General features: G+C 63.3%; 29 protein-coding genes and 1 tRNA gene. 17 read left to right on the forward strand and 13 right to left on the reverse strand.

What is annotated here, in order from left to right; all coding sequences use genetic code 11:
• Positions 1 to 105: 105 nt before the first annotated feature.
• From gatB to K6I40_RS14825, 7 genes are all read left to right on the forward strand, one after another.
• Complete coding sequence (gene gatB, locus K6I40_RS14795; protein ID WP_222919792.1) at positions 106 to 1,602, forward strand: Asp-tRNA(Asn)/Glu-tRNA(Gln) amidotransferase subunit GatB; 1,497 nt, start codon at positions 106 to 108, stop codon at positions 1,600 to 1,602.
• 426 nt (positions 1,603 to 2,028) lie between these two features.
• Positions 2,029 to 2,994, forward strand: coding sequence for an MBL fold metallo-hydrolase (locus K6I40_RS14800; protein WP_222919793.1), 966 nt, complete (start codon positions 2,029 to 2,031; stop codon positions 2,992 to 2,994).
• Between the two features lie 215 nt (positions 2,995 to 3,209).
• A complete protein-coding gene (locus tag K6I40_RS14805; protein ID WP_255682067.1) occupies positions 3,210 to 4,496 on the forward strand; it encodes an ABC transporter substrate-binding protein in 1,287 nt (428 codons plus the stop codon).
• A gap of 3 nt (positions 4,497 to 4,499) precedes the next feature.
• Positions 4,500 to 5,372 (forward strand): branched-chain amino acid ABC transporter permease, encoded by an 873-nt coding sequence (locus K6I40_RS14810; protein WP_222919795.1) that lies wholly within the window; start codon positions 4,500 to 4,502, stop codon positions 5,370 to 5,372.
• Positions 5,365 to 6,522, forward strand: a complete 1,158-nt coding sequence (locus tag K6I40_RS14815) for a branched-chain amino acid ABC transporter permease (RefSeq protein WP_222919796.1) — start codon at positions 5,365 to 5,367, stop codon at positions 6,520 to 6,522. The genes K6I40_RS14810 and K6I40_RS14815 overlap by 8 nt, the downstream gene beginning before the upstream one ends.
• Positions 6,519 to 7,247 (forward strand): ABC transporter ATP-binding protein, encoded by a 729-nt coding sequence (locus K6I40_RS14820; RefSeq protein ID WP_222919797.1) that lies wholly within the window; start codon positions 6,519 to 6,521, stop codon positions 7,245 to 7,247. Before K6I40_RS14815 ends, K6I40_RS14820 begins: the two co-directional genes overlap by 4 nt.
• Entirely contained in the window at positions 7,247 to 7,966 is a 720-nt protein-coding gene (locus K6I40_RS14825; RefSeq protein ID WP_222919798.1) for an ABC transporter ATP-binding protein, read from the forward strand. The genes K6I40_RS14820 and K6I40_RS14825 overlap by 1 nt, the downstream gene beginning before the upstream one ends.
• Before the next feature lie 54 nt (positions 7,967 to 8,020).
• Here the strand turns inward: K6I40_RS14825 and K6I40_RS14830 are convergent, their stop codons facing one another.
• On the reverse strand, positions 8,021 to 8,497 hold the full coding sequence (locus K6I40_RS14830; RefSeq protein WP_222919799.1) for a thioesterase family protein: 477 nt from the start codon (positions 8,495 to 8,497) through the stop codon (positions 8,021 to 8,023).
• 91 nt (positions 8,498 to 8,588) lie between these two features.
• On the opposite strand from K6I40_RS14830, the gene K6I40_RS14835 reads away from it, so the two are divergent.
• From K6I40_RS14835 to K6I40_RS14845, 3 genes are read left to right on the forward strand one after another with little or no spacing between them, the layout of a single operon-like run.
• On the forward strand, positions 8,589 to 8,825 hold the full coding sequence (locus tag K6I40_RS14835; RefSeq protein ID WP_222919800.1) for a hypothetical protein: 237 nt from the start codon (positions 8,589 to 8,591) through the stop codon (positions 8,823 to 8,825).
• 52 nt (positions 8,826 to 8,877) lie between these two features.
• Positions 8,878 to 9,936: a gluconate 2-dehydrogenase subunit 3 family protein gene (locus K6I40_RS14840; protein WP_222919801.1), complete on the forward strand. Its 1,059-nt coding sequence runs from the start codon at positions 8,878 to 8,880 to the stop codon at positions 9,934 to 9,936.
• Complete coding sequence (locus K6I40_RS14845; RefSeq protein ID WP_222919802.1) at positions 9,936 to 11,699, forward strand: GMC family oxidoreductase; 1,764 nt, start codon at positions 9,936 to 9,938, stop codon at positions 11,697 to 11,699. The genes K6I40_RS14840 and K6I40_RS14845 overlap by 1 nt, the downstream gene beginning before the upstream one ends.
• A 119-nt stretch (positions 11,700 to 11,818) precedes the next feature.
• Here the strand turns inward: K6I40_RS14845 and K6I40_RS14850 are convergent, their stop codons facing one another.
• Entirely contained in the window at positions 11,819 to 11,956 is a 138-nt protein-coding gene (locus K6I40_RS14850) for a transporter (RefSeq protein ID WP_222919803.1), read from the reverse strand.
• Positions 11,957 to 12,144: 188 nt separating this feature from the next.
• Between K6I40_RS14850 and K6I40_RS14855 the strand changes: the two genes are divergently transcribed.
• Positions 12,145 to 13,500 (forward strand): NAD(P)/FAD-dependent oxidoreductase, encoded by a 1,356-nt coding sequence (locus tag K6I40_RS14855; protein WP_222919804.1) that lies wholly within the window; start codon positions 12,145 to 12,147, stop codon positions 13,498 to 13,500.
• Between the two features lie 159 nt (positions 13,501 to 13,659).
• On the forward strand, positions 13,660 to 13,881 hold the full coding sequence (locus K6I40_RS14860) for a hypothetical protein (protein WP_222919805.1): 222 nt from the start codon (positions 13,660 to 13,662) through the stop codon (positions 13,879 to 13,881).
• A gap of 195 nt (positions 13,882 to 14,076) precedes the next feature.
• Here the strand turns inward: K6I40_RS14860 and K6I40_RS14865 are convergent, their stop codons facing one another.
• Together K6I40_RS14865 and artA are read right to left on the reverse strand one after the other, a co-directional pair.
• Positions 14,077 to 14,793, reverse strand: coding sequence for a metallophosphoesterase (locus K6I40_RS14865; protein ID WP_222919806.1), 717 nt, complete (start codon positions 14,791 to 14,793; stop codon positions 14,077 to 14,079).
• Positions 14,786 to 15,880: an archaeosortase A gene (gene artA / locus K6I40_RS14870; protein WP_222919807.1), complete on the reverse strand. Its 1,095-nt coding sequence runs from the start codon at positions 15,878 to 15,880 to the stop codon at positions 14,786 to 14,788. The genes K6I40_RS14865 and artA overlap by 8 nt, the downstream gene beginning before the upstream one ends.
• A 130-nt stretch (positions 15,881 to 16,010) precedes the next feature.
• Between artA and K6I40_RS14875 the strand changes: the two genes are divergently transcribed.
• Positions 16,011 to 16,790 carry a winged helix-turn-helix transcriptional regulator gene (locus tag K6I40_RS14875; RefSeq protein WP_222919808.1) on the forward strand — a complete coding sequence of 260 codons (780 nt, stop codon included), beginning with the start codon at positions 16,011 to 16,013 and terminating at the stop codon, positions 16,788 to 16,790.
• A 133-nt stretch (positions 16,791 to 16,923) separates the two neighbouring features.
• On the opposite strand, the gene K6I40_RS14880 is transcribed toward K6I40_RS14875, so the two are convergent.
• Genes K6I40_RS14880 through K6I40_RS14900 form a run of 5 tightly spaced genes read right to left on the reverse strand, consistent with a single transcriptional unit; the run spans position 16,924 to position 19,134 of the window.
• A complete protein-coding gene (locus K6I40_RS14880) occupies positions 16,924 to 17,691 on the reverse strand; it encodes a proteasome assembly chaperone family protein (RefSeq protein WP_222919809.1) in 768 nt (255 codons plus the stop codon).
• Between the two features lie 6 nt (positions 17,692 to 17,697).
• Positions 17,698 to 17,877 carry an RNA-protein complex protein Nop10 gene (locus tag K6I40_RS14885; RefSeq protein ID WP_222919810.1) on the reverse strand — a complete coding sequence of 60 codons (180 nt, stop codon included), beginning with the start codon at positions 17,875 to 17,877 and terminating at the stop codon, positions 17,698 to 17,700.
• Positions 17,877 to 18,677, reverse strand: coding sequence for a translation initiation factor IF-2 subunit alpha (locus K6I40_RS14890; protein ID WP_222919811.1), 801 nt, complete (start codon positions 18,675 to 18,677; stop codon positions 17,877 to 17,879). Before K6I40_RS14890 ends, K6I40_RS14885 begins: the two co-directional genes overlap by 1 nt.
• The gene (locus K6I40_RS14895) at positions 18,674 to 18,847 is read right to left on the reverse strand and encodes a 30S ribosomal protein S27e (RefSeq protein WP_222919812.1); all 174 of its coding nucleotides are present in this window, start codon (positions 18,845 to 18,847) and stop codon (positions 18,674 to 18,676) included. Before K6I40_RS14895 ends, K6I40_RS14890 begins: the two co-directional genes overlap by 4 nt.
• A 5-nt stretch (positions 18,848 to 18,852) precedes the next feature.
• A complete protein-coding gene (locus K6I40_RS14900) occupies positions 18,853 to 19,134 on the reverse strand; it encodes a 50S ribosomal protein L44e (RefSeq protein ID WP_006186272.1) in 282 nt (93 codons plus the stop codon).
• A 149-nt stretch (positions 19,135 to 19,283) separates the two neighbouring features.
• Between K6I40_RS14900 and K6I40_RS14905 the strand changes: the two genes are divergently transcribed.
• The 4 genes from K6I40_RS14905 (at position 19,284) to K6I40_RS14915 (ending at position 20,356) form a co-directional block, all read left to right on the forward strand.
• Positions 19,284 to 19,562, forward strand: coding sequence for an HAH_0734 family protein (locus K6I40_RS14905; protein ID WP_222919813.1), 279 nt, complete (start codon positions 19,284 to 19,286; stop codon positions 19,560 to 19,562).
• An 82-nt stretch (positions 19,563 to 19,644) separates the two neighbouring features.
• A complete protein-coding gene (locus tag K6I40_RS28495) occupies positions 19,645 to 19,776 on the forward strand; it encodes a hypothetical protein (protein WP_255682068.1) in 132 nt (43 codons plus the stop codon).
• Positions 19,769 to 20,215: a GtrA family protein gene (locus tag K6I40_RS14910; protein WP_222919814.1), complete on the forward strand. Its 447-nt coding sequence runs from the start codon at positions 19,769 to 19,771 to the stop codon at positions 20,213 to 20,215. Before K6I40_RS28495 ends, K6I40_RS14910 begins: the two co-directional genes overlap by 8 nt.
• Positions 20,216 to 20,281: 66 nt before the next feature.
• Positions 20,282 to 20,356 (forward strand) — tRNA-Met (locus K6I40_RS14915).
• A gap of 274 nt (positions 20,357 to 20,630) precedes the next feature.
• Here the strand turns inward: K6I40_RS14915 and K6I40_RS14920 are convergent.
• The 4 genes from K6I40_RS14920 to K6I40_RS14935 all read right to left on the reverse strand — a co-directional run bounded on the left by K6I40_RS14920 (position 20,631) and on the right by K6I40_RS14935 (position 24,819).
• Positions 20,631 to 21,161 carry a hypothetical protein gene (locus K6I40_RS14920; RefSeq protein ID WP_222919815.1) on the reverse strand — a complete coding sequence of 177 codons (531 nt, stop codon included), beginning with the start codon at positions 21,159 to 21,161 and terminating at the stop codon, positions 20,631 to 20,633.
• A 75-nt stretch (positions 21,162 to 21,236) separates the two neighbouring features.
• A complete protein-coding gene (locus tag K6I40_RS14925) occupies positions 21,237 to 22,556 on the reverse strand; it encodes an oligopeptide/dipeptide ABC transporter ATP-binding protein (protein WP_222919816.1) in 1,320 nt (439 codons plus the stop codon).
• Positions 22,553 to 23,659 (reverse strand): ABC transporter ATP-binding protein, encoded by a 1,107-nt coding sequence (locus tag K6I40_RS14930; protein WP_222919817.1) that lies wholly within the window; start codon positions 23,657 to 23,659, stop codon positions 22,553 to 22,555. The genes K6I40_RS14925 and K6I40_RS14930 overlap by 4 nt, the downstream gene beginning before the upstream one ends.
• Positions 23,659 to 24,819, reverse strand: coding sequence for an ABC transporter permease subunit (locus tag K6I40_RS14935; RefSeq protein WP_222919818.1), 1,161 nt, complete (start codon positions 24,817 to 24,819; stop codon positions 23,659 to 23,661). The genes K6I40_RS14930 and K6I40_RS14935 overlap by 1 nt, the downstream gene beginning before the upstream one ends.
• Between the last annotated feature and the right edge of the window lie 3 nt (positions 24,820 to 24,822).

Genomic DNA, 24,822 nt, shown 5'->3' on the forward strand with positions numbered 1-24,822 from the left:
GTCTCGCTCGGCTGTGCGGTCTCTCAATCTGCACCCACTCACCCAGCACCGGCTCGCAACCGCGTCCCGTTACGTTTTACCCCACCCGGCCCGAATCGAGGTCCAATGACTGCCCAGACCGCCCAGCAGGGCGACCTCGTGACCGTCATCGGGCTCGAGGTCCACGTCCAGCTGGAGACCGACACGAAGATCTTCTGTGGCTGTTCGACCGAGCCGACCGACGAACCGAACGAGAACGTCTGCCCCGTCTGTCTCGGGCTGCCGGGGGCGTTGCCCGTGCTCAACGAGGCCGCCGTCGAGGCTGCCGTCAAAATCGGTAAGGCGATCGACGCCAACATCCCCGAAGAGACGCGGTTCCACCGGAAAAACTACTACTACCCCGATCTGCCCAAGAACTTCCAGATCACCCAGTACGACGAGCCGATCTGTCAGGACGGCGAACTTGAGGTCGCCGTCGAGGGCCAGCGCCGTTCCGTCGCGATCGAGCGCGCCCATCTCGAGGAAGACCCGGGTAGTCTCCAGCACGTCGGCGGCGGTGGCGGTATCGATTCGGCGGAGTACACCCTCGTCGACTACAACCGCGCGGGCACGCCCCTGATGGAAATCGTCACGGCACCCGACTTCCGCAGTCCGAGCGAGGTTCGGGCCTTCCTCGCCGAACTCGAGGAAGTCCTCGAGTACTTGAGCGTCTTCGACGCCGAGCGCGACGGCAGCCTACGCATCGACGCCAACCTCTCGATCATCCCCGAGGAAGATATCGACGGTGACGATACCGACGAAATCGGGATGGACGCACTCGAGGCCGCGAATCGGACCGAGGTCAAGAACATCTCGAGTCACAAGGGCGCGGAGAAGGCCCTGGCCTACGAGGAGACCCGCCAGAAGAACGCCATCCAACGCGGGCGCGCGGTCGAACAGGAAACCCGCCACTGGGACGAGTCCCGCGGAATCACGGTCTCGATGCGTTCGAAAGAGGAGGAGAAGGACTACCGATACTTCGAGGAGGCCGACTTACCGCCGCTTCGCGTCTCGCATTGGAAAGACGAGATTTCGATTCCGGAACTCCCCTCCGCCCGCCGCGAGCGGTTCCAGGCCGAATACGGCCTGAGCGAGGAAGCCGCCTCGAAGCTCACCTCGACCAAGCAGGTCGCGGACTTCTACGAGGACGTCGCAGGCGAGTTCGACCCCGACCTCGCCGCCACGTGGGTCGCGGACAACCTGCTGGGCGAACTCAACTATCGTGACATCGAAATCACCGGGATCGAGAGCCGACTCGAGGAGGTCAAACGACTCGTCGAACTCGTCGCCGACGACGAGATCACGGCGAAAAACGCCCGCGAGACCGTCCTGCGGTCGATGCTCGACGATGGCCGGACGCCAGACGAGGTCGTCAAAGAGGAGGGGCTGGGGAAGACCGACGAAGACGAAGTCCAGCAGGCCGTTGTCGAAGCGATCGACGAGAACCCCGACGCCGTCGACGACTACGAGAGCGGCGACGACGGCGCAATCAACTTCCTCGTGGGTCAGGTCATGCAGAAGACCGGCGGCAGCGCGGATCCCGGCGACGTGAACCAGCTTCTTCGGAGCGAACTCGAGAGCTAAGAGGCACTACATCGGTTTCGATCCTATTTCGTCTCGTTTGGTCCGTGGCCGATTGCTCGTCTTGCACACTACTCTTGATACTGTCGGCAGACTAGTTGACTATCGATCGCTGACTTCGTCCGTCGACTCTGGAGACGGACGATCTTTCGCGATCGACTCTGCAATGACTTCTGTCCGACAGTATGAGTCCAACTCGAGCGAGCGCAGCGAGCGAATCGGTTGGGGAGGGCGTGGCAATTCCGTCCGCCAGTACGAGCAGGACGCTCCACTGTACCGACTCTATTCCTGAATCCGCATCTGTTCGAATCTGTAGTGAGCAGCTAACGCTGCCCGATCAACCCGAACGAACGCTGCCACCTACCCCGCTTTCGTTGTCTCGTCCCGGTACCGCGCGAATTATTACCCGGTGGCATGTCGGTAGCCGATATGGACCGGATTTCGCTCGGCAACGAGGAGTTCGAGGGCCGGAACAACGCCTACGTCCTCGCCGACGACGGCGCGGACGAACTCGCACTCGTCGATACCGGTCTCGCTACTGATTCCGTTCGTCGAGACCTCCGCGACGGCCTCGCCGAGCGCGGCTACGACTTTGCCGACGTCGACGACATCGTCCTCACACACTTCCACGTCGACCACGCCGGACTGGCCGGCGAGATTCAGGCCGAAAGCGACGCGACGGTCTATGTCCACGAAGCCGACGCGCCGCTGGTCGCCCAAGAACCGGACGCGATCGCGGCCGTCGAGGACCGCCGCCGTGAACGCCTCGAGGAGTGGGGCGTTCCCGAGGACGCACGAGACGAACTCCTCGCCTTTCTCGAGTCGGCAGAGATCGACGGCCAGCCGGCCGACCCGACGCCGATCGAGGACGGGGACCGGCTCGAGATCGGGGGTCGGACCCTCGGGACGGTTCACGCACCGGGACATGCGGCGGGATTGTGCTGTTTCGAAACCAAACGGGGCGACGAAGCGTTCGTCGGTGACGTCATCCTGCCGGTGTATACGCCGAACGTCGGCGGTGCGGACGTCCGGGTCGAACGGCCCCTCCAGAAGTATGTCGAGACCGTGGATCGACTCGCCGATCGCGACTACGAGCGGGTCTGGCCCGGCCACCGCGACCCAATCGAGGAGCCGACCGATCGCGCACTGACGATCCTCGAGCACCACCGCGAGCGGGCCGAATCGATCCTCGAATATCTGGCGGATCACGGACCAGCCGACGCCTGGACGGTCAGTGCCCATTTGTTCGGTGACCTCGAGGGGATTCACATCGTCCACGGCCCCGGCGAGGCGTTCGCCCATCTCGATCACCTTCGCCACGAGGACCGTGTGGCGTACGAAAACGGCGAATACCGATTACCGGAGGGGCCAGTCGGGCTCGAGGACATCGTCTGATCGGACGAGGGGTATCGGACCGAGAAATCCCTCGAGTTGATCGTCAACCAGCGGAAACTTTAGAGGTGTGTATAGTTGTCAAGATACTTGCTAGCTTCCCTCATCTTTATTAAGGGTGAATCAAAAGAGGTGGATGAGAATCGGTAACTTAGTGATACATAATGGCTAACGAAAATAATAATAATCGCAAATCGGGTAGAACTGGAAACAGCTCTGTGGGACGACGAACGTTCTTGGGGGCTGCGGGTGTCGGTGCAGCTACGACGGCACTCGCCGGCTGTCTCAGTAGCGGCGGCGGTAACGACGGACTCACGATCGGGCACCTCGCGCCGATGAGCAACCCGCTCGGAATCGGATCCAAACGGACAGTCGACATGGCCGTCGAGGAACTCAACGAAGACGGCGGTTTCAACGGCGAGGAAGCCGAAGTCATCACGAAGGACACGCGAACGGACCCGAGTGAGGCACAGAGCGTGACGGAGGAACTCATCCAACAGGAAGACGTCGACCTCCTCATCGGGACGTTCAACTCCGAGACGACGCAGTCGATTCTGGATCTCACTGCCGAGTTCGATGTTCCGTTGATGATCACCGGATCCGCCGCTCCGAGTCTGATCACGGACTCCGTCGGCTCCGACTACGAGAAGCACAAGAATGTGTTCCGTATCGGCCCGATCAACTCCGATTTCCAGGCCGAGTCGATCGCCGATTACTGTAGCTACCTCAACGATCGACACGGCTGGGACCAGGTCGCGTTCCTCCGCGATCAGGCCGAGTGGACGGAACCGTTCGGCGATCAGATCCCAGATCTGCTCTCGGAGCGGGACCTGGAGATCGTCTATCAGGATGCCCTCTCGATCGAGGGAACCGACTTCGGTCCGGTGATGAGCGACGTCAACGAGTCGAACGCGGACTTCGTCCTGCGGTTCTTCGCACACATCGACGGCGGCGATATGCTCACGCGGTGGCACGAGGGCCAGTATGACTTCGGTATCGAGGGCGTGCACGTTTCCGGAATGCTCCCGTCGTACAACGCGCTCTACGAAGGCGCGGCGACCTACGAGACGACATCGCAGTCCGGCGCTGCCGGCGTCGCACCCATTACGGACCACACACAGCCCTTCGTCGAGGACTACGCCAGCCGGTATCAGGACGCGGAAGATGCACCGACTCAGGCACCGATGTACATGGGGTTCAACACGTACGACGCCGTCCACATTTTCAAGGAGGTCGTCGACTCGCTGGAGACGACGAACACGCGGGACAATCTCGACGACTTCGTCGGCGAGATGCTCGACGTCGAATTCACCGGTGTCGCCGGCCAGGTCAGCTTCTACGGCGAGGACTCCGACTACCCTCACGACGTCCGAGAGGACCGCGGAGAGGACGGAACGATCATGAACTACCCCATGACACAGTGGGTCGGGCCGGAGGAGGTCGAGTGCGTCTACCCCGACCAGCACCGGACTGCAGACCACCAGATGCCGCCGTGGATGCAGTAAGAAATGCTCGGAGACATCGCTACGCTGGTGTTACAAGGGACGATGATCAGCGCCGTCTACGCGCTGATCGCCATCGGCTTCACCATGATCTTCGGCGTCGGCGGGACCCTGAACCTCGCTCACGGCGCGCTGATCATGTCCGGAGCCTACGTCTTTGGCGTCCTCGCACAGAGTACCCACCCCGTCGTCGCGTTCCTGCTCACCATCGGCGTAGTCGCCCTCTTTTCGTGGGGGCTGTATCAGATACTTGTTCGCTGGGTTGAGGAAAACGTCGTCATCACGTTTCTGTCGACTGTCATCGTCGCGGTCGCGGTGACGAAAGTTATCCTCATTCAGTTTGGTGGTTCGCCGCTGGGCATGACGCTCGTCAGCGGTGCCGTGAACCTTGAGCCCTACGGGATCAACGCACGGCCGCGTAACGTTCAGTTCCTCGGGTTCGTTATCTCGTGGGTCGCGATCGGGCTGTTGTGGTACTACATCACGAAGACTGACGACGGACGGTCGATCCTCGCGGCCTCGATGAGCGAACGCGGGGCGCAGTTGACCGGCGTTGACCTGCAGTCGGTTCGGTCGAAGACATGGCTCATCGCCGGAGCGCTCGCCGGAGTCGCCGGTATAATCCTCGGCTCGACGAGCGGTGCCACCCCGAACATGTGGCTTAACCCGCTCGCGCTGGCGTTCATGATCGTCGTCATCGGCGGTATCGGATCGATCAAGGGGTCCGTGGTCGCAGCGTACGTGATCGGATTCCTCGAACAGTTCACGGTTACGTTCGTCGGGCACGGGTTCAGAGGGATCCTCTCGCTCGTCGTGCTCGTGATATTCCTGCTGTTCATGCCGCAGGGTCTCTACGGGAGGGAGTTCGCCCATGATTAGTACGATTCTACTCCTCGGAACGGTGCTCTCGACGGTGACAGGGCGGATCGGAAACATCGCCGGGACGGTGCGACGACAGGTCTTGTTGCCGATCGGTCGCGTACTCGATCGACTCTTCGCGCCGCTCGACCGGGTGCTTGATCCTGGCGCAAGGGCCTACAACCGGTTTCTGGGTCCGTACTTCGGAGAGATGACGGGACTGCAATTCGGCGTAATCGCCGTCAGTTTCGTCGCGCTCCTCTCCGCGGGCGTCTGGGCCCCGATAGTCGGGCCGCTCCTCGGCGGCGGCCTCCTGCGGACGCTGGCGCTGGCCAGTATCTGGGCCATCTTCGCGATGAGCTGGGACATCCAGAGCGGATACACCGGCTACATCAGCTTCGGTCACTCCGCGCTGTCGGGCGCGGCCGGGTACGCGACGGCCCTCCTGATCGTTCACGTCGATCCGACGCTGTCGATCTGGGTCACGGGATCGGTGTCGGTGCTGGCCGCCCTCGCGGTCGGACTGTTGATCGCACTGCCGACGCTCCAACTCGAGGGGCCGTACTTCTCGTTGATCACGTTCGTCGCCGTACTCCTGTTCTACAGGCTGACGACGTCGTTCAGTTCGCTCGGCGGGGTTCCGGGATTCGGACAGCCGGACGTCTTCACCTGGGATCCGGTGATGCGATACTACTACATGGTGATCCCGATGCTGCTCATCGCGCTCGGGTTGACGTTCATGGCTCGATCAGACCTCGGGATGATCCTGATCGCGATCCGCGAGAACGAAGCGGCGGTGTCCGCCGCCGGGATCAATCCGACGAAGTTCAAGCTCTGGTCGTTCATGCTCAGTTCGGTCCCGATGGGGATCGGCGGCGTACTCTTGGTCGGCTTTACCGGGAACGTCGATCCGAGCACCTTCGTCATGGTCGACAACAGCATCGAGATGATCGCGATCGCCGTCATCGGCGGCATGAGTTCGATTCTCGGGCCGCTCGGCGGCGCGTTCCTCTTCGAGATCCTCAACCACCAGATCCTCCACGGCTACTCGACGCCGGTCCGGTATCTCTTCCTGTGGTTGATCGTCTTGCTGGTGCTCGTGTTCGCGCGGGACGGGCTGTTCAGAGCGATCTGGCACCGACTCGGTGCCGTTCGAGGTGATTCCGAATGAGCGTGCTCGAAGTCGACAGTCTCACGAAGACGTTCGGTGGCCTCGTCGCCGTCGACGACTTCTCGTTCGAAGTCAACGAGGGCGAGATCGTCGGTCTGATCGGCCCGAACGGGTCGGGCAAGTCGACGGTGTTCAACTGCATCATGGGTATATATGACGTGACCGATGGCGAAATCCGGTTCAACGGGGACGACATCACGCCGGATTCGACCCATCAGATCGTCAACAAGGGGCTCTCGCGGGTCTCACAGGAGTCGAATCCGATCGACCTGTACTCTGTCTCGGGGAATATCAAGCTGTTCACCCTGCCGAACAGTATCCGCTCGCTCCACGGCGGCGCGAGCGACGAGGAGATCTACGAGTACGCCGCGCGCATCGACATCGAGGACAAGCTCGACGAGATGCCGGGCGAGCTCCCGCACGCGGACGTCCGCCGGCTCGAGATCGCCAAGTCACTGGCGACCGAGCCCGAGATGATGCTGCTTGACGAGCCCTTCGCCGGGATGAATCAGGCCGAGATCACGGAACTGGCCGACCAGATCAAGCGCTTCCGCGAAGAAGGGATGACGATGATTGTGGTCGACCACAACATGGGCGGCCTGATGGATCTCGTTGATCGAATCGTCGTGCTCAACAACGGTGTCAAACTCGCCTCGGGGACGCCCGAGGAGATCGCCGAGAACGAAGCGGTCCAGGAAGCGTACCTCGCTGGGGAGGGATTATAATGTCCGACACGATCCTCGACATCGAAGACCTCAACGTCTATTACGGCAAATCACACGCACTGAAAGGCGTCTCGCTGTCCATTCAGAAAGGTGAGATCTACGGCGCTATCGGCCCGAACGGGGCCGGGAAGACGACGATGTTGAACGCCATCGCCGGGTTCATCGACTACGAGGGAACGATTCGCTATAAAGGCCAGGACCTCTCACAGACCAAACCGAAAGAGATCGTCGAATCGGGACTCATCTACTGCACCGAGGACCGGGACCTGTTCCCGTACTTTTCGGTCCACGAGAACCTCCTGATGGGGGCGCAGTTCCGCGACGACCGCGCCGCCGTCGAGGACGACCTCGAGATGGTCTACGACCTGTTCCCGCGGCTAGACGAGCGCCGTGAACAGGAAGCAGAGACCATGAGCGGCGGCGAACAGCAGATGCTCGCCGTCGGCCGCGCGCTGATGAGCGATCCCGAGATGCTGATGCTGGACGAGCCGACGCTCGGACTCGCACCGGTCATCATCGAGGACATCGGAAATGCGCTCGCGACGCTCCAACAGGAAGAGGAGCTAACGATCCTGCTGGCCGAACAGAACTCGACGTTCGCGCTGAACCACGCGGATCGACTCTCGCTGATCGAAACCGGCGAGATCGAGCTGTCGGGCCCACACGACGAGTTCACGGACAACGAGTACGTCCGCGAGGCGTACGTCGGCGTCCACTGACGGCATTCTCGCGACTTTTTTCGCAGTCGTCCCGACGAACCGAGCGCGACGGCATCAGTCGTCGCTTTCGAGGCCACCCTGGAACGCCGCCACTGCCTCCCGGAAGTCGTCCGGGACGGTGATTGGCTCCTCGGTCTCGAGGTCGACGGCGACGTGAGTGACGGAGCCGTCGGCGAGCAGTTCGTCGTCACGCTTCCGCATCGCGCGGTAGTCGGACGTGAAACTCGAGGACCCCATATCGGTGACGCGCAGTTCGTTGACGATGGTGTCCTCGAACTCGGCACCGGCGTGGTAGTTCAGTTCGGCGTTGACGACGTGGGTCTGCCAGCCCCGGTCGTGCATCGTCTCGTACCGATAATCGAGTTCCCGGAAGAACGCGGAGATCGCCTCGTCCTGGAACGTGAAGTATTCGCCGTAAAAGACAATCCCCTGCTGGTCGGTCTCGGCGAACCGAACGCGGTTCTCGAGGACGGGCTGAAAGGCGGGGCGCTCCGAGTTCCGATCCGGATCGCTTGTCTCAGTGTCTCCCATACAGGCAACGCCGCCGCGACGTGCAAAACCGTATCGGCCACGGCAGGCAGCCGGATTCGGCCCCAGTGATCGGGGAGAGGGAGACCGGCGCGTGACTGAGAAAGTGGATGAACTCGAGGCCGTTGCAGACCCGCCGGTGGTCGCAGTGGACGGCCTCTCATTCGAGATCACCGTCGAAGTCGCCGCGGACGGGGGCGTCCTCATCGGCTGTGACGCTTTCGGAGGCGCGTTCGGCCCGCTTCGCGGACGAATATCGGCGTGTCGGTGCCCTCGACCGCTCGGTCTGCAGTCGGATTCCGGACCGATTCGGTGGTCGAAGGAACTGTGACACGCAGTCGCAAGTATATCCACTATTCTATCCCTCGGCGTCCGTCGCCTGTATGTCAGACGATGACAACCCAGCGTTCGACTTCACACGAGACCTCTCTCGGCGGAAGATCATGCAGGCCGGCGGCACGCTGGCCGTGTTCGGTATCGCCGGGACGGCGGAGGGGTTCGACCCCGAGCAGTTCGACGTGGCACCCCTCGAGCAGGTCGAGGAAGTCGAGGTCGAGCCACAGGGGCTCGAGTATTTCACGATTCAGCAGGCACGGGTCGTTCACGACCTGACGGCGCGGATCTATCCCTCCGATGACAACGGACCGGGTGCGCCGGAGGCCGGTGTCGTCTATTTCATCGACAAGCAGATGAACTCGGCGTGGGGTCGCGGGGATCGGTGGTACATGCAGGCGCCGTTCGCCGGAAAGGACCCGACCGAACCGTTCGAGGACGATGCGGAACGACCCGAGGATATCGAGACCGATGTCGAAGTCCCCTGGGCGGAAACGAACCCCTCGGAGACGCAGGGCTGGCAGTACGCGCTCACTCCGAACGAGGCCTACGATCAGGGTATCGCGGCAATCGAAGAGTACGTGGCGGCGGAAGCCGACGACGCAGAGTCGTTTACGGAACTAGATGGCAACCAGCAAGACGAGGTCGTCTCCGCGCTCGAGGAGGGCGCGGTTGAGACGTTCGAGGACACCGACATCGATCCGGACGGCTTCTTCCTCCTGATTCGACAGAACACCATAGAGGGGATGTTTAGCGACCCGATGTACGGCGGCAACCGCGAGATGATCGGCTGGCGGCTAAAGGGGTTCCCCGGAACGCCTGGCGCGCTCGGCAGCTATCGGGGGCTGCTTCAGGAGGGCGAGTACATCGAACTCGAGGAGGGAGATTTCCGACAACTGGCCGACGACGTCGAGTCGCTCGGGATCGGCGGTGAGAACGAGCAGCCGGCGAACGAACAGAGCGAGGAAGGACACGCGCACGTCCACGACGCGGCCGAGGCGGACTACCCGAACGTCGTCGACGAGCAGGCGGCTCGCGGGGACGCTGATGGTGACTCAGTGCAGGCAGATCTCGACGATGAGGCCGCCGACCACGGAGGTGAGCACTGATGGCACAACAGCTTGATCCCGTCGATGTGGTGACTGTCGGCGCGGGCTGGACCGGCGGCATCATTGCCAAGGAACTCGCACAGGAGGACTATCAGGTGGTGAGCTTGGAGCGGGGCGGCGAGCGCGAGACGGAGAACTTCTTTACGGTCCACGACGAGCTGGGCTATGCACTCCGGTACAAGCTGATGCAGGACCTCTCGAAGGAGACAATTACCTTCAGAAATACGGTCGACGATACGGCTCTTCCGATGCGCCGGTTCGGCGCGTTCCTCCCGGGCTCCGGCGAGGGCGGGGCGGGCGTCCACTGGAACGGCCAGACCTGGCGGTTCCTCCCCTACGACTTCCAGATTCGGTCACAGACGATCGACAAGTACGGCGAGGAGAAGATCCCCGAAAACATGCAGCTCCAGGACTGGGGGATCAGCTACGACGAACTCGAGCCCTACTACGATGCGTTCGAGTACACCGCTGGTATCGCGGGTCAGGCGGGGAACATAGCGGGCGAGATTCAGGACCTGGGCAATCCCTACGAGGGTCCCCGGTCGCGGGAGTACCCGCTCCCGCCGATGATTGAAACACCGGTTCTCGAGCGGTTCAAGGAGACGACCGCGGAGCTCGGATACGAACCGTTCCAAGCGCCTTCGGCTAACCTCACGGAGCAGTACACGAACCCGGACGGCGTCCAGCAGGGACAGTGTCAGTACTGCGGTTACTGCGAACGCTTCGGCTGCGAGTGGGGCGCGAAGGCCTCGCCGATTACAACCGTCCTGCCGGCCGCCCGGGAGACAGGCAACTTCGAACTGCGGACTCACGCTGACGTGGTCGAACTGCTGTACAACGAGGACGAACAACAGGTCGAGGGCGTTCGGTACATCGATCGGAAGACCGACGAGGTGTACGAGCAACCGGCCGACGTCGTCGCGCTCACTGCCTACGTGCTGAACAACGTTCGGCTCCTGTTGCTGTCGGAGATCGGCGAGCCATACGACCCCGAGACGGGCGAGGGAACCGTCGGGAAGAACTACTGCTACCAGAACTTCCAGGCCAGCGCGACCGGGTTCTTCGATGACGAGGAGTGGAATCTCTACATGGGCGCTGGAGCACTGGGCGCGTCTATCGACGACTTCAACGGCGACAACTTCGATCACTCGGGTCTGGATTTCCTCCACGGCGGGAACGTCGCCTTGAACCAGACCGGCGACCGGCCGATCGCCAACAACCCCGTCCCGGAGGGAACACAGTCGTGGGGCTCGGAGTTCAAGGCCCAGAGCATCGACAACTATCACAGTTCGATCTCGATCGCCGCCCAGGGAGCCGTCCTCCCGTTCCAGAAGAACTACCTCGACCTCGACCCCAACTACACCGACCAGCACGGGCAGCCGCTCCTGCGGATGACATTCGACTGGCGCGAGCAGGACCGAAACATGGTCAAGTACATCGGCCCCTACCTCGAGGAGATCATGGAGGAGATGGGGGCCGACACGGTCGACGCGAGCGCGAGTCTCGAGGGCAGCTTCGACATCACGCCCTACCAGTCGACGCATAACACCGGCGGCGCAATCATGGGGTCGGACCCCGAGGAGTCCGTGGTGAACAACTACCTACAGAACTGGGACGCACACAATCTCTTCGTCCCCGGTGCCTCGGCGTTTGCCCACAACAGCGGCTACAACCCGACGGGGACGGTCGGCGCGTTAGCGTTCCGCGCGGCGGAGGGTATTCAGGAGTACCTTGACAGTCCTGACCTGCTCGTGAGTCCGTAGCCGGTCTCGGTTCCGGCTTCGGTCCCACGATTTCGCGACTCGAGACCCGAACTCCCGAACCCGTCATCCGGCGTAGTGCGGGTCCCGGTACCGAAGCGTCTCGAGCGGCGTCGTGTTCATCACTTCCCCATCAGTACCCGGAGTGCGATTCCGATGAGGATAACGGCGACGCCTCCGAGCGCGCTCGCGATCGGCGGAATCGGGAAGAACAACATCACCACGCCGGCGAGAATCACGATCGTCGAGAGCTTGACCATATCTCCCGGACGACGCGACGACGGATAGAATGACGGCACGCATTCACAGCGGGCCACTCCAAAACGGTTCCGCCACTCCGGGAGCGAGAGCCGAGGACGACGCTCCTCGAGGGAGCCACCTGCCACGATCGAAGCGGCCTGCATTGTTGGGTCCACGATTTTATTCGTCGCCGTCCGGACGTTCGCCCATGCGCTCGACTCCGCAGGTCGTCGTCGCTGGTGGTGGACTCGCCGGACTGGTCGCCGCGCGGCACCTCGCCGGCGGCGGCGTGGCTGTGGCGCTGGTAGAACGCCGAGAGACGGTCGGGGGCCGCGTCCGAACCCTCGAGCGCGACGGCTATCGCTTCGATCGCGGCTTTCAGGTCCTCTTTACCGCCTATCCGGCAGTCCGGAAAGAACTCGATATCGAGGCACTCGACCTCCGCAGGTTCGAACCGGGTGCCACTGTCGCCGGGCCGAACGGGCGATCAACGCTGGCGGACCCGCGTCGGGAGCCGGGGACCGTCCCCTCAATGCTGTCCAGTCCGTACGTTTCCGTCGGCGACGCGCTCCGGATTGCCCAGCTCTGGTGGGACCTCCAGCGGACCGAGCCGGACGAGCTATTTGCCGGCGACGACGAGCGCATCGACGCGTTCCTCCGCGAACGAGGGTTTTCCGAGAATTTCATCGAGGGCTTCATCGCACCATTCTACGGGGGCATTACGCTCGATCGGTCGCTGGCGACCTCCAGACACGTATTCGAGTACACCTTCCGGATGCTCGCGGCGGGCGAGACGGTGGTTCCGGCCGCCGGCATGGAAGCGATCCCGTCCCAGCTCGCCGCCCGCGTTCGCGAGGCCGGTGGGACGATCAGGACGGGCGTCGAGGTCGAGTCGGTCGTAACGAACGGTAGTGACTCGAGCGGTGACGACCGCGTCGACGGCCAAGTCACAGTGGAGACCGACGAGGGAGCCGTCGACGCCGACGCGGTCGTCGTCGCGACCGATCCGCCGACCGCTCGCGACCTCACCGCCGTCTCTTCGATCCCGACCGACGGACGGGGCTGTGTCACCCAGTACTACGCGCTGCCGGCAGACACCGACCTCGAGACCGGACGCCGACTCCTGTTGAACGCGACCGAGCGGGGGCCGAACCACGTCGTGCCCCACAGCGCGGTCGCGCCCGAGTACGCCCCCGAGGGGACGACGCTGCTCAGCGCGACCTACCTCGACGAGCAGTGCGAGGTTCGCGGGCCCCCGAACCGGAGCGATGCCGGCTGCGGCGCAGACGAGAGCGACGCCGAACTCGCCGACCGCACTCGAGAGGCCCTCGAGTCGTGGTATCCCGAGCAGGGGTTCGACGGCCTCGAGACGCTCCACACCGAGCGCGTCCCGTTCGCACAGTTCAACCAGCCGCCGGGGATTCACGACCGGCTCCCTGACGTTCGCGCTCCCGCCGGCCCCGTCTATCTGGCCGGCGACTATACGCAGTGGTCGTCAATTCAAGGGGCGATGGAGAGCGGCCGACAGGTGGCCAAAGCCGTGATCGACGACCTGTCGCGGTGACCATACTTGAGTGTAACTCGAGTCGGCGGGCTCTGTAATCGCGCCGTGATGTTGCCGCCTCCACGCTCGCTATGTTCTTCGTACGACGACAGTCTCCGAATAGTGGGAAAATACTAACTTCCGCTCGTCTCCTCACCTCGAGACACGGACAGAATCGCTATGGCCATGGACGAATTCCTCGAAGGGACGGCGTTGACCGGGCGACAAGCGGCGATCATTTTCTTCACCTTCCTCGTTTTGATCATCATCGCAGCAGTCTTACTGATCATGTTCAGCGATTTCTTCAAAAACCTGGTGGCGTCCGCCGACGCGACCGGCGTTCGAGTCGGCACGCTGTGGCTCGTCACCGCACCGACGGCCAGTGGACTCAAGGGTTGCTGACTTCGAACGCCGCCCCACCCAAATAAGAGAAGGTCCGTCGACCGGACGGTCCGCAACTATCTGGTGGACGACTCCGTCGTCGTGGCCACGGACGAGGGGTTCGACGCGCTGGCTCACCAGGATACGCCGTAATCGGTCCCCACTGCGATACTCTCCCGAAGCACGGTTACTCGTTCTTCGACTGCGTTCCGACGGTTACAGCAACCGCCGTAGCTCCCCCAGCGGCGGAAACCACAGGGTCTCGCCGCTCGAGTCGTCCCTGACTGCGGGATGAAACGCGTTGGCGGTCCGGACGAGCGGTGTCTGGAAGTCGCGACCGGACATCCCGTTGACCGTTGATCCGGCGGCGAGGCGCGTAAACGCCGGAAGGACGAGCACGTCTGCGCCCTCGTAGCACGCCGGCCCGTAGAGGAAACACGGCAGTTTGCGGCCCTCAATCGCCAGCGCCGGATGGTCGTGACCGACGACGTAGCGCTCGGCCGCCGCGTCGGGGCGCTCGTGGCCGTGACAGACCACCGTCTCGCCGTCGTCCAACCGGTACTCTCCGACGGTCGTGCCCGGAAACACGTCCTCGAGCATTGTGTCGTGGTTGCCGGGCGTGACGATCAGGTCGGCACCGACTGCGTCGACGGTCTCGATGAGCCACTCGAGATCGCGCTCGACCCCCCGCGGAATCCGCGAAAACGAGTGTAACAGATCACCGGCGACCACGACGGTGGCCGGCTCGGTATCCGCGAGGAGCCCCTGAAGCCGCTCGATGGCGTCGCTCCCGTCATCGATCGGTGCCTCGACGTTCGAGGCGGCAGCCTTGCCGAGGTGGATATCGGCGAGGACGAGCGTCTCGGCGGCGGGGAAGACGACCGCGCGATCGCGGATCGAGAACGGAACGTCGACGGCAGTGTCGTCAGTCATCGTCGATTTCGGGATCGGACGCGGCGTCGGGCCCGGCTGTTGCGCCTGAATCAGGCGACTGTGTCGAGTCGGACTGCGACGCATCCGTCCCGCCGTCGGCGCGCATCCCCTCGCCGAGTGCGGCCTTGAGATCGTACTCGGAGCCGGTCAGAATGTAGAGGACATCCTCGAGGGGTTCGAGAACTTCCGGGAGGACGCGAACGACGAGATAGGTGATGCCCAGTAGGGCGACGATCGACAGCGTCTGGGCGATGAAGTTGTGCGCGACAATGTAGGAGGTTCGACTCGCAGGGGCACCCATCAGGTCGCTCGCGATGTAGACGAACACGTCCTGCTGGAACCAACCCCATGGAGAGGCAATCCCGATGAAGACGTTTCGAGAGAGGTTGAGAAACCAGATGATGCCGATCGCGCTCGCGAAGGCGATCGCTTTCCGCTTGAGCGGTGCGTTGACTGCGGCGATGAGGCCACCGAAGATAGCCATGCTGCCGATCCCGGTACAGGCCATGATGATGTAGGTCGTCCGCCCGGTCACCGTCTTCTCGGAATCGAAGTCGAACTTGCTCAGGTAGCCCTCTGATCCTTCGGTCAGTCCGGGGCTGTGTCCCAGCAGCTCCATCCCGAAGTGGGTCTGTGCCGCGGTCGTTTCGATCAACCACGTGCGAACGATCGGAATCGTCTCGGCGGGCAGGTAGATGAGCCCCATGAACGCGACAGCTTTTGAGAGCAAGAGGAGCGACTCCCGACCCTTGACGAGGAGGAAGCTAGTGTAGAGACAGAGTGGCAGTGCGGCGAGTGCCAAGAGCGTCTCCAGCGGACTCTGGAGTTCGCCGTAGTAGTACGGCACCAGCATGATCCAGTAGACCCCGAAGACGGCCCAGGCCGCTGCGGCGACGTACCGTGCCCGATCGGTAGCGCCGGACCACTGGAGAGCCATCGCTACAACGAAGGTACTGATCGCAATCCAGGCGAACCAGTCAGATAGTCCGAGCGAGCCGAGGACTGCCGAGGCGGTCGACATCGTCCCCGTCGCCGCGAGATCGACATCCGTCGCGGCTGCGGCAGTCGTCACTGGGAGGGCCGACATACTCACGTGAATCCGATGAACTCTCTTGCTATCAACTTGACGCCTCGGAACGCTCAATCGATGGGAGGCCCGCAACCGGCGACCGGCCGACCGCGTACCTTTTTCCGTCGCTCGAGAAAACGCTAGCTATATGGTCGACGTCCTCGATAACAAGCGGGCCGCGACGCGGTTCCGGATCCTCGTCCAGATCGCCGAGCGCCAGCCCGCAGTCAGCCAGGGGGAAATCGCCGGGGAGGTCGGCGTGACGAGCCAGGCCGTCAGTGAGTACATCCGCGAACTTGTCGACGACGGCCTCGTGGAGAAGGAAGGCCGATCGCGCTATCGCGTCACCCGCGAAGGCGTCGACTGGCTCTTCCGGGCGGCCGACGATGTCCGCCGATTCGCCGACCACGTCACCGGCGACGTGCTCGGTGCGATGAGCGAGGACGCCTACATCGCGACTGAGGACATCGAGGAAGGTGAGACCGTCTCGTTGACGGTGAAAGACGGCCTGCTCCACGCCACACCGAGTAGTGACGGTCCCGCGACCGGCATCGCAACGACCGACGCCGAGGCCGGGACCGACGTCGGCGTCACGAGTTTCGAGGGCGTCATGGAACTCGAACCCGGCTCCGTCACCGTCCTGCAGGTCCCCTCGATCCGCACCGGCGGGAGCCGCGCGATCGACGACGGAACCGTCACCGATGCCTGCGACGAGGTCGATATCGTGGTCGCCACCGGCGTCGAGGCCGTCGTCGCCTGTCGGCAGGCGGGCACCGATCCCGACGTCACCTTCGCCGTCGGCGACGTCGCGGCCGACGCCGCGAATCACGGCCTCGAGGTCACCGCCGTCGCGACGACCGATGCCGTCGGCCGAGTCACCGACGCGCTCCGGGACGCCGATGTCTCCTACGAAGTGCTCGAGGGCTGACTCGATTGACCGGGAACAGTCGTTTGCTCGGTCAAACACTCGATACGATCGACAGCGACCGCTATCGTAGTACGCGTCAGATCCGAAAATCATCTGCAGCCCGAACGCACGATGCCGACCGTCGGTACCGTCGTCAGCCGATATACCGCAGATCGTCGTCCGTCGGTACGTCCATCTGCTGTTGTTGCTCCATTTCCTCGATCTTGCCGATGACCTCCTCCATCTCATCGGCCCGCTCGTCTAAGGATTCGTACTCGAGTTCGAAGCCGAGTACGTCCTCGAGCACCTCCAGTACCGCGCGGGCGCTCTTGGGATCGACGAGATAGCCGCTGGTCTCGCCCATCAGGCAGGTCGCCTCGAAGCCGCGGCGATCGCCGAGTCCCAGCAGGAGCCCCGAGACGCCGACGATGCCGCCAGCGGGTTCGTCCTCGCGGAACTCGACGCCCGCGTCTTCATGTGTCTCGAGCATCGACTCGTCGCTGACGGCCCCGACGACTGCGTACTCCTCGATGAGTTCGCCGGTCGGGACGCCGCCAAGCGCGTACACTTCGGTCGCGCCAAACTCCTCAGCGATGTCGAGGAACGCGTCGGTCAGCGTATAGTGGCCTGCGTTGCTCTGGGCCTGATGATCGCCGGTCAGGAGGAGGAGATCACGGCCTTCGGGAACGTCGACGGCGTAGATCTCCGCACAGGTCAGTTCCGAGACGCCGTCCTCGACACTCACCTGAGGTGGGAGCTCCCGAGAGTAGATCCGTCGGACGAGCGTGCTCTCGCCCTCGAGTTCCTCGAGCAAGTGCTCGACGGCGAGGGTGCCGACGTGTCCAACTCCCGGCAACCCCTCGACGAGGACGGGGTCGTCCAGTTCGACCTCGGCGACTGCGTCGATCTCGAGTTCGTCCATACCGTATCAGCGGCTGCGACGTTTAAGAGCGCGTCGGTACTCTCCGTGTGGATCGTTCGGATCGAACGGTGCTGGGGCGCTGTTTTCCGCCGCGGCACCGCAGTCGGGGCAGGTGTCAGAAAGGGTATAGACCGGGCTGTCGTGGGCCTCGCGCCACGCCGAACACACCCGGATATCCGATTTCATTACTCGTCGTCGGTGCGGCGCTCACGGTGGTACTCGCCTGTGCCATCGTGGCCTTCGATCGCCGTTACCGCTCGCTGTGCGCTCTCCTCGAGCTGGGATTCGGCGGTCTTGTAGTTCGGTGCCTTCACTTTGATTCGGTACTCGGGTGCGCCGACGTAACTCACTTCGAGGTCGACTTCTTCGGGTATCTCGCCGTCGCCTTCGGCCGCTTCGAGGGCCTCGCGGATCCCGTCGACGCCGGTGTCTGTCGGGTTCTCGAGGTCGACGTAGCCGGTGACGTTGACATACGGCACCGAAACGTTCTCGCGGGCCGTGTCAACGATCGAGTCAATCTCGTCGTCGTCAAGATCGGTGTCCTCGAGGGACTCTTCGCCGTGGATTGCGGCTTGCTTGAACCCTTCGTAGAGCCCGCCGTGGATGGCGATCAGTTCGTTGGCAATGGCGGTATAGTCCTCGTTGGCAATCTCCTCGCCAAAGGCCAGTTCCATCCAGTTGTCGGCCTTCTGCTCGTTTTTCCACTCCTGGATCTTGTCGGAGCGCTGGTGGTCGTTGACGTCCTTCAGCGAGAGGTCGATCTGCTGGGACTCCTTGTCGACATCTAAGACCTTGCAGACGGCGATCTGGCCCTCGCGGACGTGATCGCGGACGTTCTTGATCCAGCCGCTCGCGACTTCGGAGATGTGGATCAGGCCGCGCTTGTCCTCATACTCCTCGAGATCGACGAAGACACCGAAATCTTCGATTTCGTCGATCTTGCCGACGACGAGTTCGCCGGGATCGGGCCAGCCGCTATACTTCATCGTGACTCGACTGTCTCGAGGATCTCGTGTTCGATCTCGGCTTTGCCACCGGTCGGTCGCACGAGCGTCGTGCCACAGACGGCACAGGCAATCTCCGAGGAGGCCTTGCCGAAGACGGTCTGTTCGTTCTCGCAGTCACTGCATCGAACGCTGTAGAATTTTCCTGCCATTGGTATCACTCCTGGAACTCGAGTCGGCCGGTACGCCATCCCTCGCGGAGGTGGGCCTTGCCGCATTCGCCGCAGCGGTACTTGAGGTCGGTCTTCTTGGTGGGCTTCTCGCCGACGGGCACCTTCGAGAAGCGACCGGAGTTACCGATGCTCGAGGTGCTCCGTCGGGTTCGGCGAGCGTCCCACTTCAGGCCCGAGGAGCGGCCCGTTCGGGCCTTTTCGACTTCGTGTTCATGATGTTCGTTGCAGTGCGGACAGTACGTATTGAATCGGCGTGGCATCTGCATAGTTATCTCACTTGCCGTGGGCTAAGATAGCGCCGTTTATAACCCGTTTGGTTCGTCGTCGCTCGTTATCGCCGGCTGTCGTTTTGACCCCGATCGGAGAGACTCCCGGGTCCGAAGCGTTTAATCCGCTCTCCTGTGAACTTCCGCCCATGAAGCAGCTCATCATCCACGGGGACCCCGGGATCCGTAACGGAGCCATCGTTCGGTACGAGGGGGACGACGGGGAATCCGAGGTAGTCTGTTTCGGGATCAACAGAAACGGCGAGTACCACGGTCCAGATCGGGTTCAGCTCTGGTGTACCGTCGGTTCCGAAGACGAGTACGAGGACTACGAGAAGCGAAACTTCACGCCGCACTTCCTCGATGTCGACCGCGTCGACGCCGACGATGTCGAGGTCGTCCGGGCGAAGAGCGATCTCGCAGTCTAACCGCATCGTCTCCGATCGGTCGTCGACCCGCTCCTCGAGTCATCTCCGAATGTTTTTCTTTCCGCGGATGGCAGGCAGTCGAATGAGTCCCCGCGAACGGGCACCCCATCTCGTGACTCCGTTCGGAACGATGCGTCGTTCGGCAACCCCGAACCGAAACTCGGAAGCGACGACAGTGATTGAGACGGATGAGATCGAACACGACGATGAGTGATTCCCTGTCAGAGGCTGTCCGGACGCGGACACGTGCGCTGCTTTCGACAACACGGTTTACCCAGTTCGTCGGCGTGGGGACTGTCGGTGCGACCGTCGACACCCTGGTGCTCGTATTACTCGTCGAAGCTACCGGTCTCGGACCGATCGTTGCGAAGATCCTCTCCTGGGAGCTCGGGATCGCGATTATCTTCGCGATCAACGAACGGTGGACGTTCGCGGACTACGGACGGGTCGGACTACGCCCGCTGGGGAGGCGATTCCTCCGCTCGAACGTGGTCCGGTTCGGCGGGTTTCTGGTGACGCTGGCCGTACTGGGCGTGTTGGTCAGACAGTTCGATGTCTGGTATGTGGCCGCAAACGTGATCGGAATCGGTGTCGGCTTCTTCGTCAACTACACCTGTGAGAGCCTCTATACTTGGCAGGTCCACCAGGAGTAGCGGTAGAAACCCGCATACGGCGACCGGATCGCAACCCTTAACTAGTGCACTCGGGTATGATATGGTAGCGGGATGGGATAGCCAGGAGATTCCGGCGGGCTCATAACCCGCAGACCGGTAGTTCAAATCTACCTCCCGCTACTTTTCAGGGATTCAACAACGAGCGTCGAACGTAGTGTGACACGAGTTTGAAATCCCTGAAAATCTATCTCTCGTATACTTTTTCCGAGAGCGCCGAGTATAGCACGGTGGTCGGTTGGACCAGACGACACCCAGACATTACGAGGTGACGGTGTATTCGAATTCACCTCTCGCTACGTTTTAGGACGGTGCGTTCGTCAGGATTTCAGCCGCCGCTGTAGTGACGACTCGAGGCAAGATGGGGATATCGAGGGAGCGGGAACGCGAAGCGAGGTCAATCTCGGATCTCGATCTCAGTAGAGTCGACGAGTCCTCGAGCAGCGGCGTCCGCGCGGTTGATCCCGACACCGATCGTATGGACACCGGGCTCAATGGGGTCCCACTTGTCGTCACTGATTTGGATCCGCTGGTGCCACTGCCGCCGGAAGCGTTTGCGTTCGCGTCGAGCGAACGAGAACGCAACGGGGCGGTCGGGAACCGTTTGGGCCACCCGCGAGGCGTCGCGGAGACCGTTGACGGTCCACCGCCAGCGGTTCGGCGAGTCGGTTCGAATTCGAACCGGAAATGGGAGCCGGTTACGGAACTCAACGACTATTTCGACCGGTTCGTCGGGCTCGTACCGTCGTTCGTCGGTCGAAACCGTGACATCGATCGCCCAGTGACGCACCGCGATCGGTGTGAACGCATGGCTGAACGCTCCCCAGTCGATCGTGCGCGGACTGCGGTCGTCACCCTCGGTCGTCTCGGGGGCGAACGGATCGTCGTCCGCGCGCTCGAGTGCGGTGGAGTCGTAGATTCGTTTCATTGCTGATCGTCTCGCATCCGTCGGTCGATGCGGGTAGTCCGGGTGTCAGTATCGTCGTCCATCGTCATAACTGGTCTACTGGTCATGTGCTGGGGTTCGGTCCGCGTCGAACTCGTGGTCGGTGTCGAACCGATCATCGAATCGGTGGCAAGCGATCGGATGGTGATTTGAACTACCCTGTAGTTCCGGCTCCGTCGTCTCGCAGGGCGTCTCGAACGCCGACGCGAGACGCCGTCGTGCCCCCTCGAGGTCGCCAGCGACGGCCGTCTCGAGCGCATCCGAGAGGACGGCGTCCGCGTCCAGATCGTGGAGCGACTCGGGAATGCCGTGGACATTGCGGATCGCCGCGGTGAGATCCGCTCTATCGTTGGACTGCGAGAGCAGCGCCTCGAGCCCTGCGTCGGCGTCCGCCTCGGTCAGACGGGTCCGAAGCGACATGATCCCGCGGAAGGCGTCCGCCTCAAGGTCGTACGCCGCAGGCGGGATGATCTTCGGACAGCGAGTGTGGAATCGGCAGCCGGCGGGCGGATCGGTCGGCGACGGCACCGACCCCTCGAGGACGATCCGGTCGCCCTCCCAGCAGGGGTCGGGTTCGGGGATCGCCGACAGCAGCGCTTCCGTGTAGGGGTGGGAGGGATCGTCGAAGACCCGGGCAGTCGGTCCGGTTTCGACGATCTCGCCGAGATACATCACGGCCACGCGGTCGGCGACGTGCTCGACGACCGAGAGGTCGTGGGCGATGAACAGATACGAGAGCCCAAACTCATCTTGGAGATCGGACAGCAAGTTGAGGATCCGGGCCTGCACCGAGACGTCGAGCGCGGAGACCGGCTCGTCGCAGACGACGAGTTCGGGTTCGACCGCGAGCGCGCGGGCGATGCCGATCCGCTGGCGCTGGCCGCCCGAGAACTCATGGGGGAACCTGCTTGCGTGGCCGGCCCGCAGCCCGACCGTCTCGAGCAGGTCGCGGACGCGCTCGTCGCGGCGGTCTGGGGGCACGATATCGTGGACCGCGAGGGCTTCGCCGACGAGTTCGCCGACCGTCAGTCGCGGATCGAGGCTGGCCGTGGGGTTCTGGAAGACATACTGGATTTCGGTCCGTACCTCCCGCAGTTCCGATCGCGAGCGGTCCGTCAACTCGGTGCCCCGGTACGTGACCGAGCCGCCGGTCGACTCGAGCAACCCGAGGAGCGTTCGGCCGAGAGTCGTCTTGCCACAGCCGCTCTCGCCGACCAGCCCGAGCGTCTCTCCTGCGCGAATCTCGAGGTCGACACCGTCGACCGCCCGAACCGTCTCGTCGCGCCCGAGCAGCCGATCGAGGAACCCGTCGGCGGTGGAGTAGTACGTCTCGAGGCCCTCGGCCCGGAGGAGTGGAGCGTCGTCGGCCGTCGTCACCGCGTCTCACCCCGCCGGTTCCTCGATTCCCGTTCGTGACACGGATCGTCCACCTCGTCCTCGCTCTTGGCGTCTCGCACCTGCACCTCGTAGTCCAAGCCGTCCTCGAGGTCGCCGGTGTACTCGAGGCAGGCGGCGAGATGTTTGTCGAGACCCGTATTGGCCGCTGGCGTCCCCGACTCGGTCTCGACGAGCGACGGGTCCTGCCGGGCACACGTGTCCTCAGCGTAGGGACAGCGCGGATGGAACCGACAACCCGTCGGCGGGTCAATGAGGTTCGGCATCGTCCCGGATACCGTCGTGAGCCGTTCGCGATCGTCGCCGAGGCGGGGGATCGAAGCAAGCAGCCCGGCAGTGTAGGGATGTTTCGGGTCGTAGTACAGCTCCTCGACCGGCGCGCGTTCGACGATCTGACCGGCGTACTGGACCAGCACCCGATCACAGAGCTCCGCGACGATGCCCAGATCGTGCGTGACAAGCTGAATCGCCGTCTCGGACTCCTGGGCGAGGTCCGCAAGCAGTTCGAGGATGCTCGCCTGGACGGTGACGTCGAGGCCCGTCGTCGGTTCGTCACAGAGCAGGAGGGCGGGATCGCAGGACAGCGCCATCGCGATGACGACCCGCTGTTGCATTCCGCCGGAGAACTCGTGAGGATAGTCGGAGTACCGCACGGTCGCGTCCGGGATTCCGACCTGCTCGAGGAGGGCGATCGCCCGGTCGCGGGCCTCGCGGTCGGTGACGTCTTCGTGGGCGCGAATCGCTTCGCCGATCTGTTCGCCGACGGTGTAGACGGGGTTGAGCGCAGCGTCGGCGTCCTGAAACACCATGGCGACGTCGTTGCCGCGGATCTCCCGGAGTTCGTCGGCCGAGCACTCGAGGATGTTCCGCCCGTCGAACCGGATCTCGCCGCCGACGATCTCGCCGGGCTCGCGGATCAGACGGAGGAGCGCGAGGGTGGCGACGCTCTTGCCGGCCCCGCTTTCGCCGACCAGTCCCACCGTCTCGCCCTCACGGACCTCGTAGCTGATGCCGTCGACGGCTCGGACCACGCCGTCATCGGTGTAGAACTGAACGACGAGGTCCTCGACCTTGAGCAGCGCCATCAGCGCATCCGCCTCCGGTCGTCACTCGCGTCCCGGTGGGGGTCGAGCGCGTCGTTGACGCCGTCACCCACGAGGTTGATCGCCAGCACGAACAGAAAGATTGCGGCCCCCGGGAAGACGGTAACGTGCCAGTGGCCCTGGACGAGCGAGTCCCGGCCTCGAGAGAGCATCGCGCCCCACTCGGCGGTGCCGGGCTCTAGGCCCAGTCCGAGGAAGCCAAGCGCCGCCGCCGTGAGGACGACCGTGCCGACGTTGAGGGTCGCCTGTACGACGACGGGTGTGATCGCGTTCGGGACGACGTGGCTGCGGACGATCGTTCGGTCGGGGACGCCGAGCGCTCTGGCCGCCGTCACGTACTCGCGTTCGCGGACGGAGAGGACCTCGCCGCGCAACAGTCTAGCGTAGCCGATCCAGCCGGTGACGACGAGTGCCAACACCAGTTTCCAAAAGCCCCGTCCGAGGATCGCAACGATCCCGATCGCGAGGATCAAGAACGGAAAGGCGTACAGCACGTCGACGAGTCGCATGATGATTTCGTCGATCCAGCCGCCGAAATAGCCGGCGATCGCGCCGAGCGGAACCCCGACACACAGCGCCAGCGAGACGGCGATGAGACCGACACTCAGCGTGTAGCGGCCGCCGACGAGCACTCGAGAGAACTGGTCGCGGCCCGCCCAGTCAGTGCCGAAGGGATGGTCCCACGACGGCGGGGCATTCGCCGGGCCGACGAACGTCTGGGCGGGATCATACGGGGCCAGCGACACGGGCTGGAGCGTGACTGTGTACTCCGCCGTCGAGACCTCGATCGGGCGAGCGAAGACCGCGAGCACCGCCATGATGACGATAATCGTCAGCCCGACCATCGCCGTCCGATTCCGGCGGAACCGGTGCCACGCCTCCTCGAGCCGGGGGCGTCCCGGTCCCTCGGACGCAGTTTCCGTCGTCCCCATCGTCGCCGTCGGTGTCGGTTCCGTACGCGACCTCGGGTCAATGTTCGCGTTCCCAGTGGCGGTGCGCTCGGCCGGTGGCCCGGTATTCGCTGTCGGTGGGTCACCGTCGTCGCTGTTCGAGTCCGCGTGGCTGCGGGCGTCCGAGTCCGCATCGTCGAAGCCGACGATGCGAATTCGGCCGCGGTCGGTGGTAGGGCGTCGGTCACTCATGGA

Source organism: Natrinema sp. SYSU A 869 (assembly GCF_019879105.1).
In the GTDB taxonomy this organism is placed as follows: domain Archaea; phylum Halobacteriota; class Halobacteria; order Halobacteriales; family Natrialbaceae; genus Natrinema.

Excerpts from the sequence above, each read along its gene's own strand:
- gatB (WP_222919792.1), top strand. The coding sequence starts at position 106 with ATGACTGCCCAGACCGCCCAGCAGGGCGACCTCGTGACCGTCATCGGG.
- K6I40_RS14800 (WP_222919793.1), top strand. The coding sequence starts at position 2,029 with ATGGACCGGATTTCGCTCGGCAACGAGGAGTTCGAGGGCCGGAACAAC.
- K6I40_RS14810 (WP_222919795.1), top strand. The coding sequence starts at position 4,500 with ATGCTCGGAGACATCGCTACGCTGGTGTTACAAGGGACGATGATCAGC.
- K6I40_RS14815 (WP_222919796.1), top strand. The coding sequence starts at position 5,365 with ATGATTAGTACGATTCTACTCCTCGGAACGGTGCTCTCGACGGTGACA.
- K6I40_RS14820 (WP_222919797.1), top strand. The coding sequence starts at position 6,519 with ATGAGCGTGCTCGAAGTCGACAGTCTCACGAAGACGTTCGGTGGCCTC.
- K6I40_RS14825 (WP_222919798.1), top strand. The coding sequence starts at position 7,247 with ATGTCCGACACGATCCTCGACATCGAAGACCTCAACGTCTATTACGGC.
- K6I40_RS14830 (WP_222919799.1), bottom strand. The coding sequence starts at position 8,497 with ATGGGAGACACTGAGACAAGCGATCCGGATCGGAACTCGGAGCGCCCC.
- K6I40_RS14840 (WP_222919801.1), top strand. The coding sequence starts at position 8,878 with ATGTCAGACGATGACAACCCAGCGTTCGACTTCACACGAGACCTCTCT.
- K6I40_RS14845 (WP_222919802.1), top strand. The coding sequence starts at position 9,936 with ATGGCACAACAGCTTGATCCCGTCGATGTGGTGACTGTCGGCGCGGGC.
- K6I40_RS14850 (WP_222919803.1), bottom strand. The coding sequence starts at position 11,956 with ATGGTCAAGCTCTCGACGATCGTGATTCTCGCCGGCGTGGTGATGTTG.
- K6I40_RS14855 (WP_222919804.1), top strand. The coding sequence starts at position 12,145 with ATGCGCTCGACTCCGCAGGTCGTCGTCGCTGGTGGTGGACTCGCCGGA.
- K6I40_RS14860 (WP_222919805.1), top strand. The coding sequence starts at position 13,660 with ATGGCCATGGACGAATTCCTCGAAGGGACGGCGTTGACCGGGCGACAA.
- K6I40_RS14865 (WP_222919806.1), bottom strand. The coding sequence starts at position 14,793 with ATGACTGACGACACTGCCGTCGACGTTCCGTTCTCGATCCGCGATCGC.
- artA (WP_222919807.1), bottom strand. The coding sequence starts at position 15,880 with ATGTCGGCCCTCCCAGTGACGACTGCCGCAGCCGCGACGGATGTCGAT.
- K6I40_RS14875 (WP_222919808.1), top strand. The coding sequence starts at position 16,011 with ATGGTCGACGTCCTCGATAACAAGCGGGCCGCGACGCGGTTCCGGATC.
- K6I40_RS14880 (WP_222919809.1), bottom strand. The coding sequence starts at position 17,691 with ATGGACGAACTCGAGATCGACGCAGTCGCCGAGGTCGAACTGGACGAC.
- K6I40_RS14885 (WP_222919810.1), bottom strand. The coding sequence starts at position 17,877 with ATGAAATCGGATATCCGGGTGTGTTCGGCGTGGCGCGAGGCCCACGAC.
- K6I40_RS14890 (WP_222919811.1), bottom strand. The coding sequence starts at position 18,677 with ATGAAGTATAGCGGCTGGCCCGATCCCGGCGAACTCGTCGTCGGCAAG.
- K6I40_RS14895 (WP_222919812.1), bottom strand. The coding sequence starts at position 18,847 with ATGGCAGGAAAATTCTACAGCGTTCGATGCAGTGACTGCGAGAACGAA.
- K6I40_RS14900 (WP_006186272.1), bottom strand. The coding sequence starts at position 19,134 with ATGCAGATGCCACGCCGATTCAATACGTACTGTCCGCACTGCAACGAA.
- K6I40_RS14905 (WP_222919813.1), top strand. The coding sequence starts at position 19,284 with ATGAAGCAGCTCATCATCCACGGGGACCCCGGGATCCGTAACGGAGCC.
- K6I40_RS28495 (WP_255682068.1), top strand. The coding sequence starts at position 19,645 with ATGAGTCCCCGCGAACGGGCACCCCATCTCGTGACTCCGTTCGGAACG.
- K6I40_RS14910 (WP_222919814.1), top strand. The coding sequence starts at position 19,769 with ATGAGTGATTCCCTGTCAGAGGCTGTCCGGACGCGGACACGTGCGCTG.
- K6I40_RS14920 (WP_222919815.1), bottom strand. The coding sequence starts at position 21,161 with ATGAAACGAATCTACGACTCCACCGCACTCGAGCGCGCGGACGACGAT.
- K6I40_RS14930 (WP_222919817.1), bottom strand. The coding sequence starts at position 23,659 with ATGGCGCTGCTCAAGGTCGAGGACCTCGTCGTTCAGTTCTACACCGAT.
- K6I40_RS14935 (WP_222919818.1), bottom strand. The coding sequence starts at position 24,819 with ATGAGTGACCGACGCCCTACCACCGACCGCGGCCGAATTCGCATCGTC.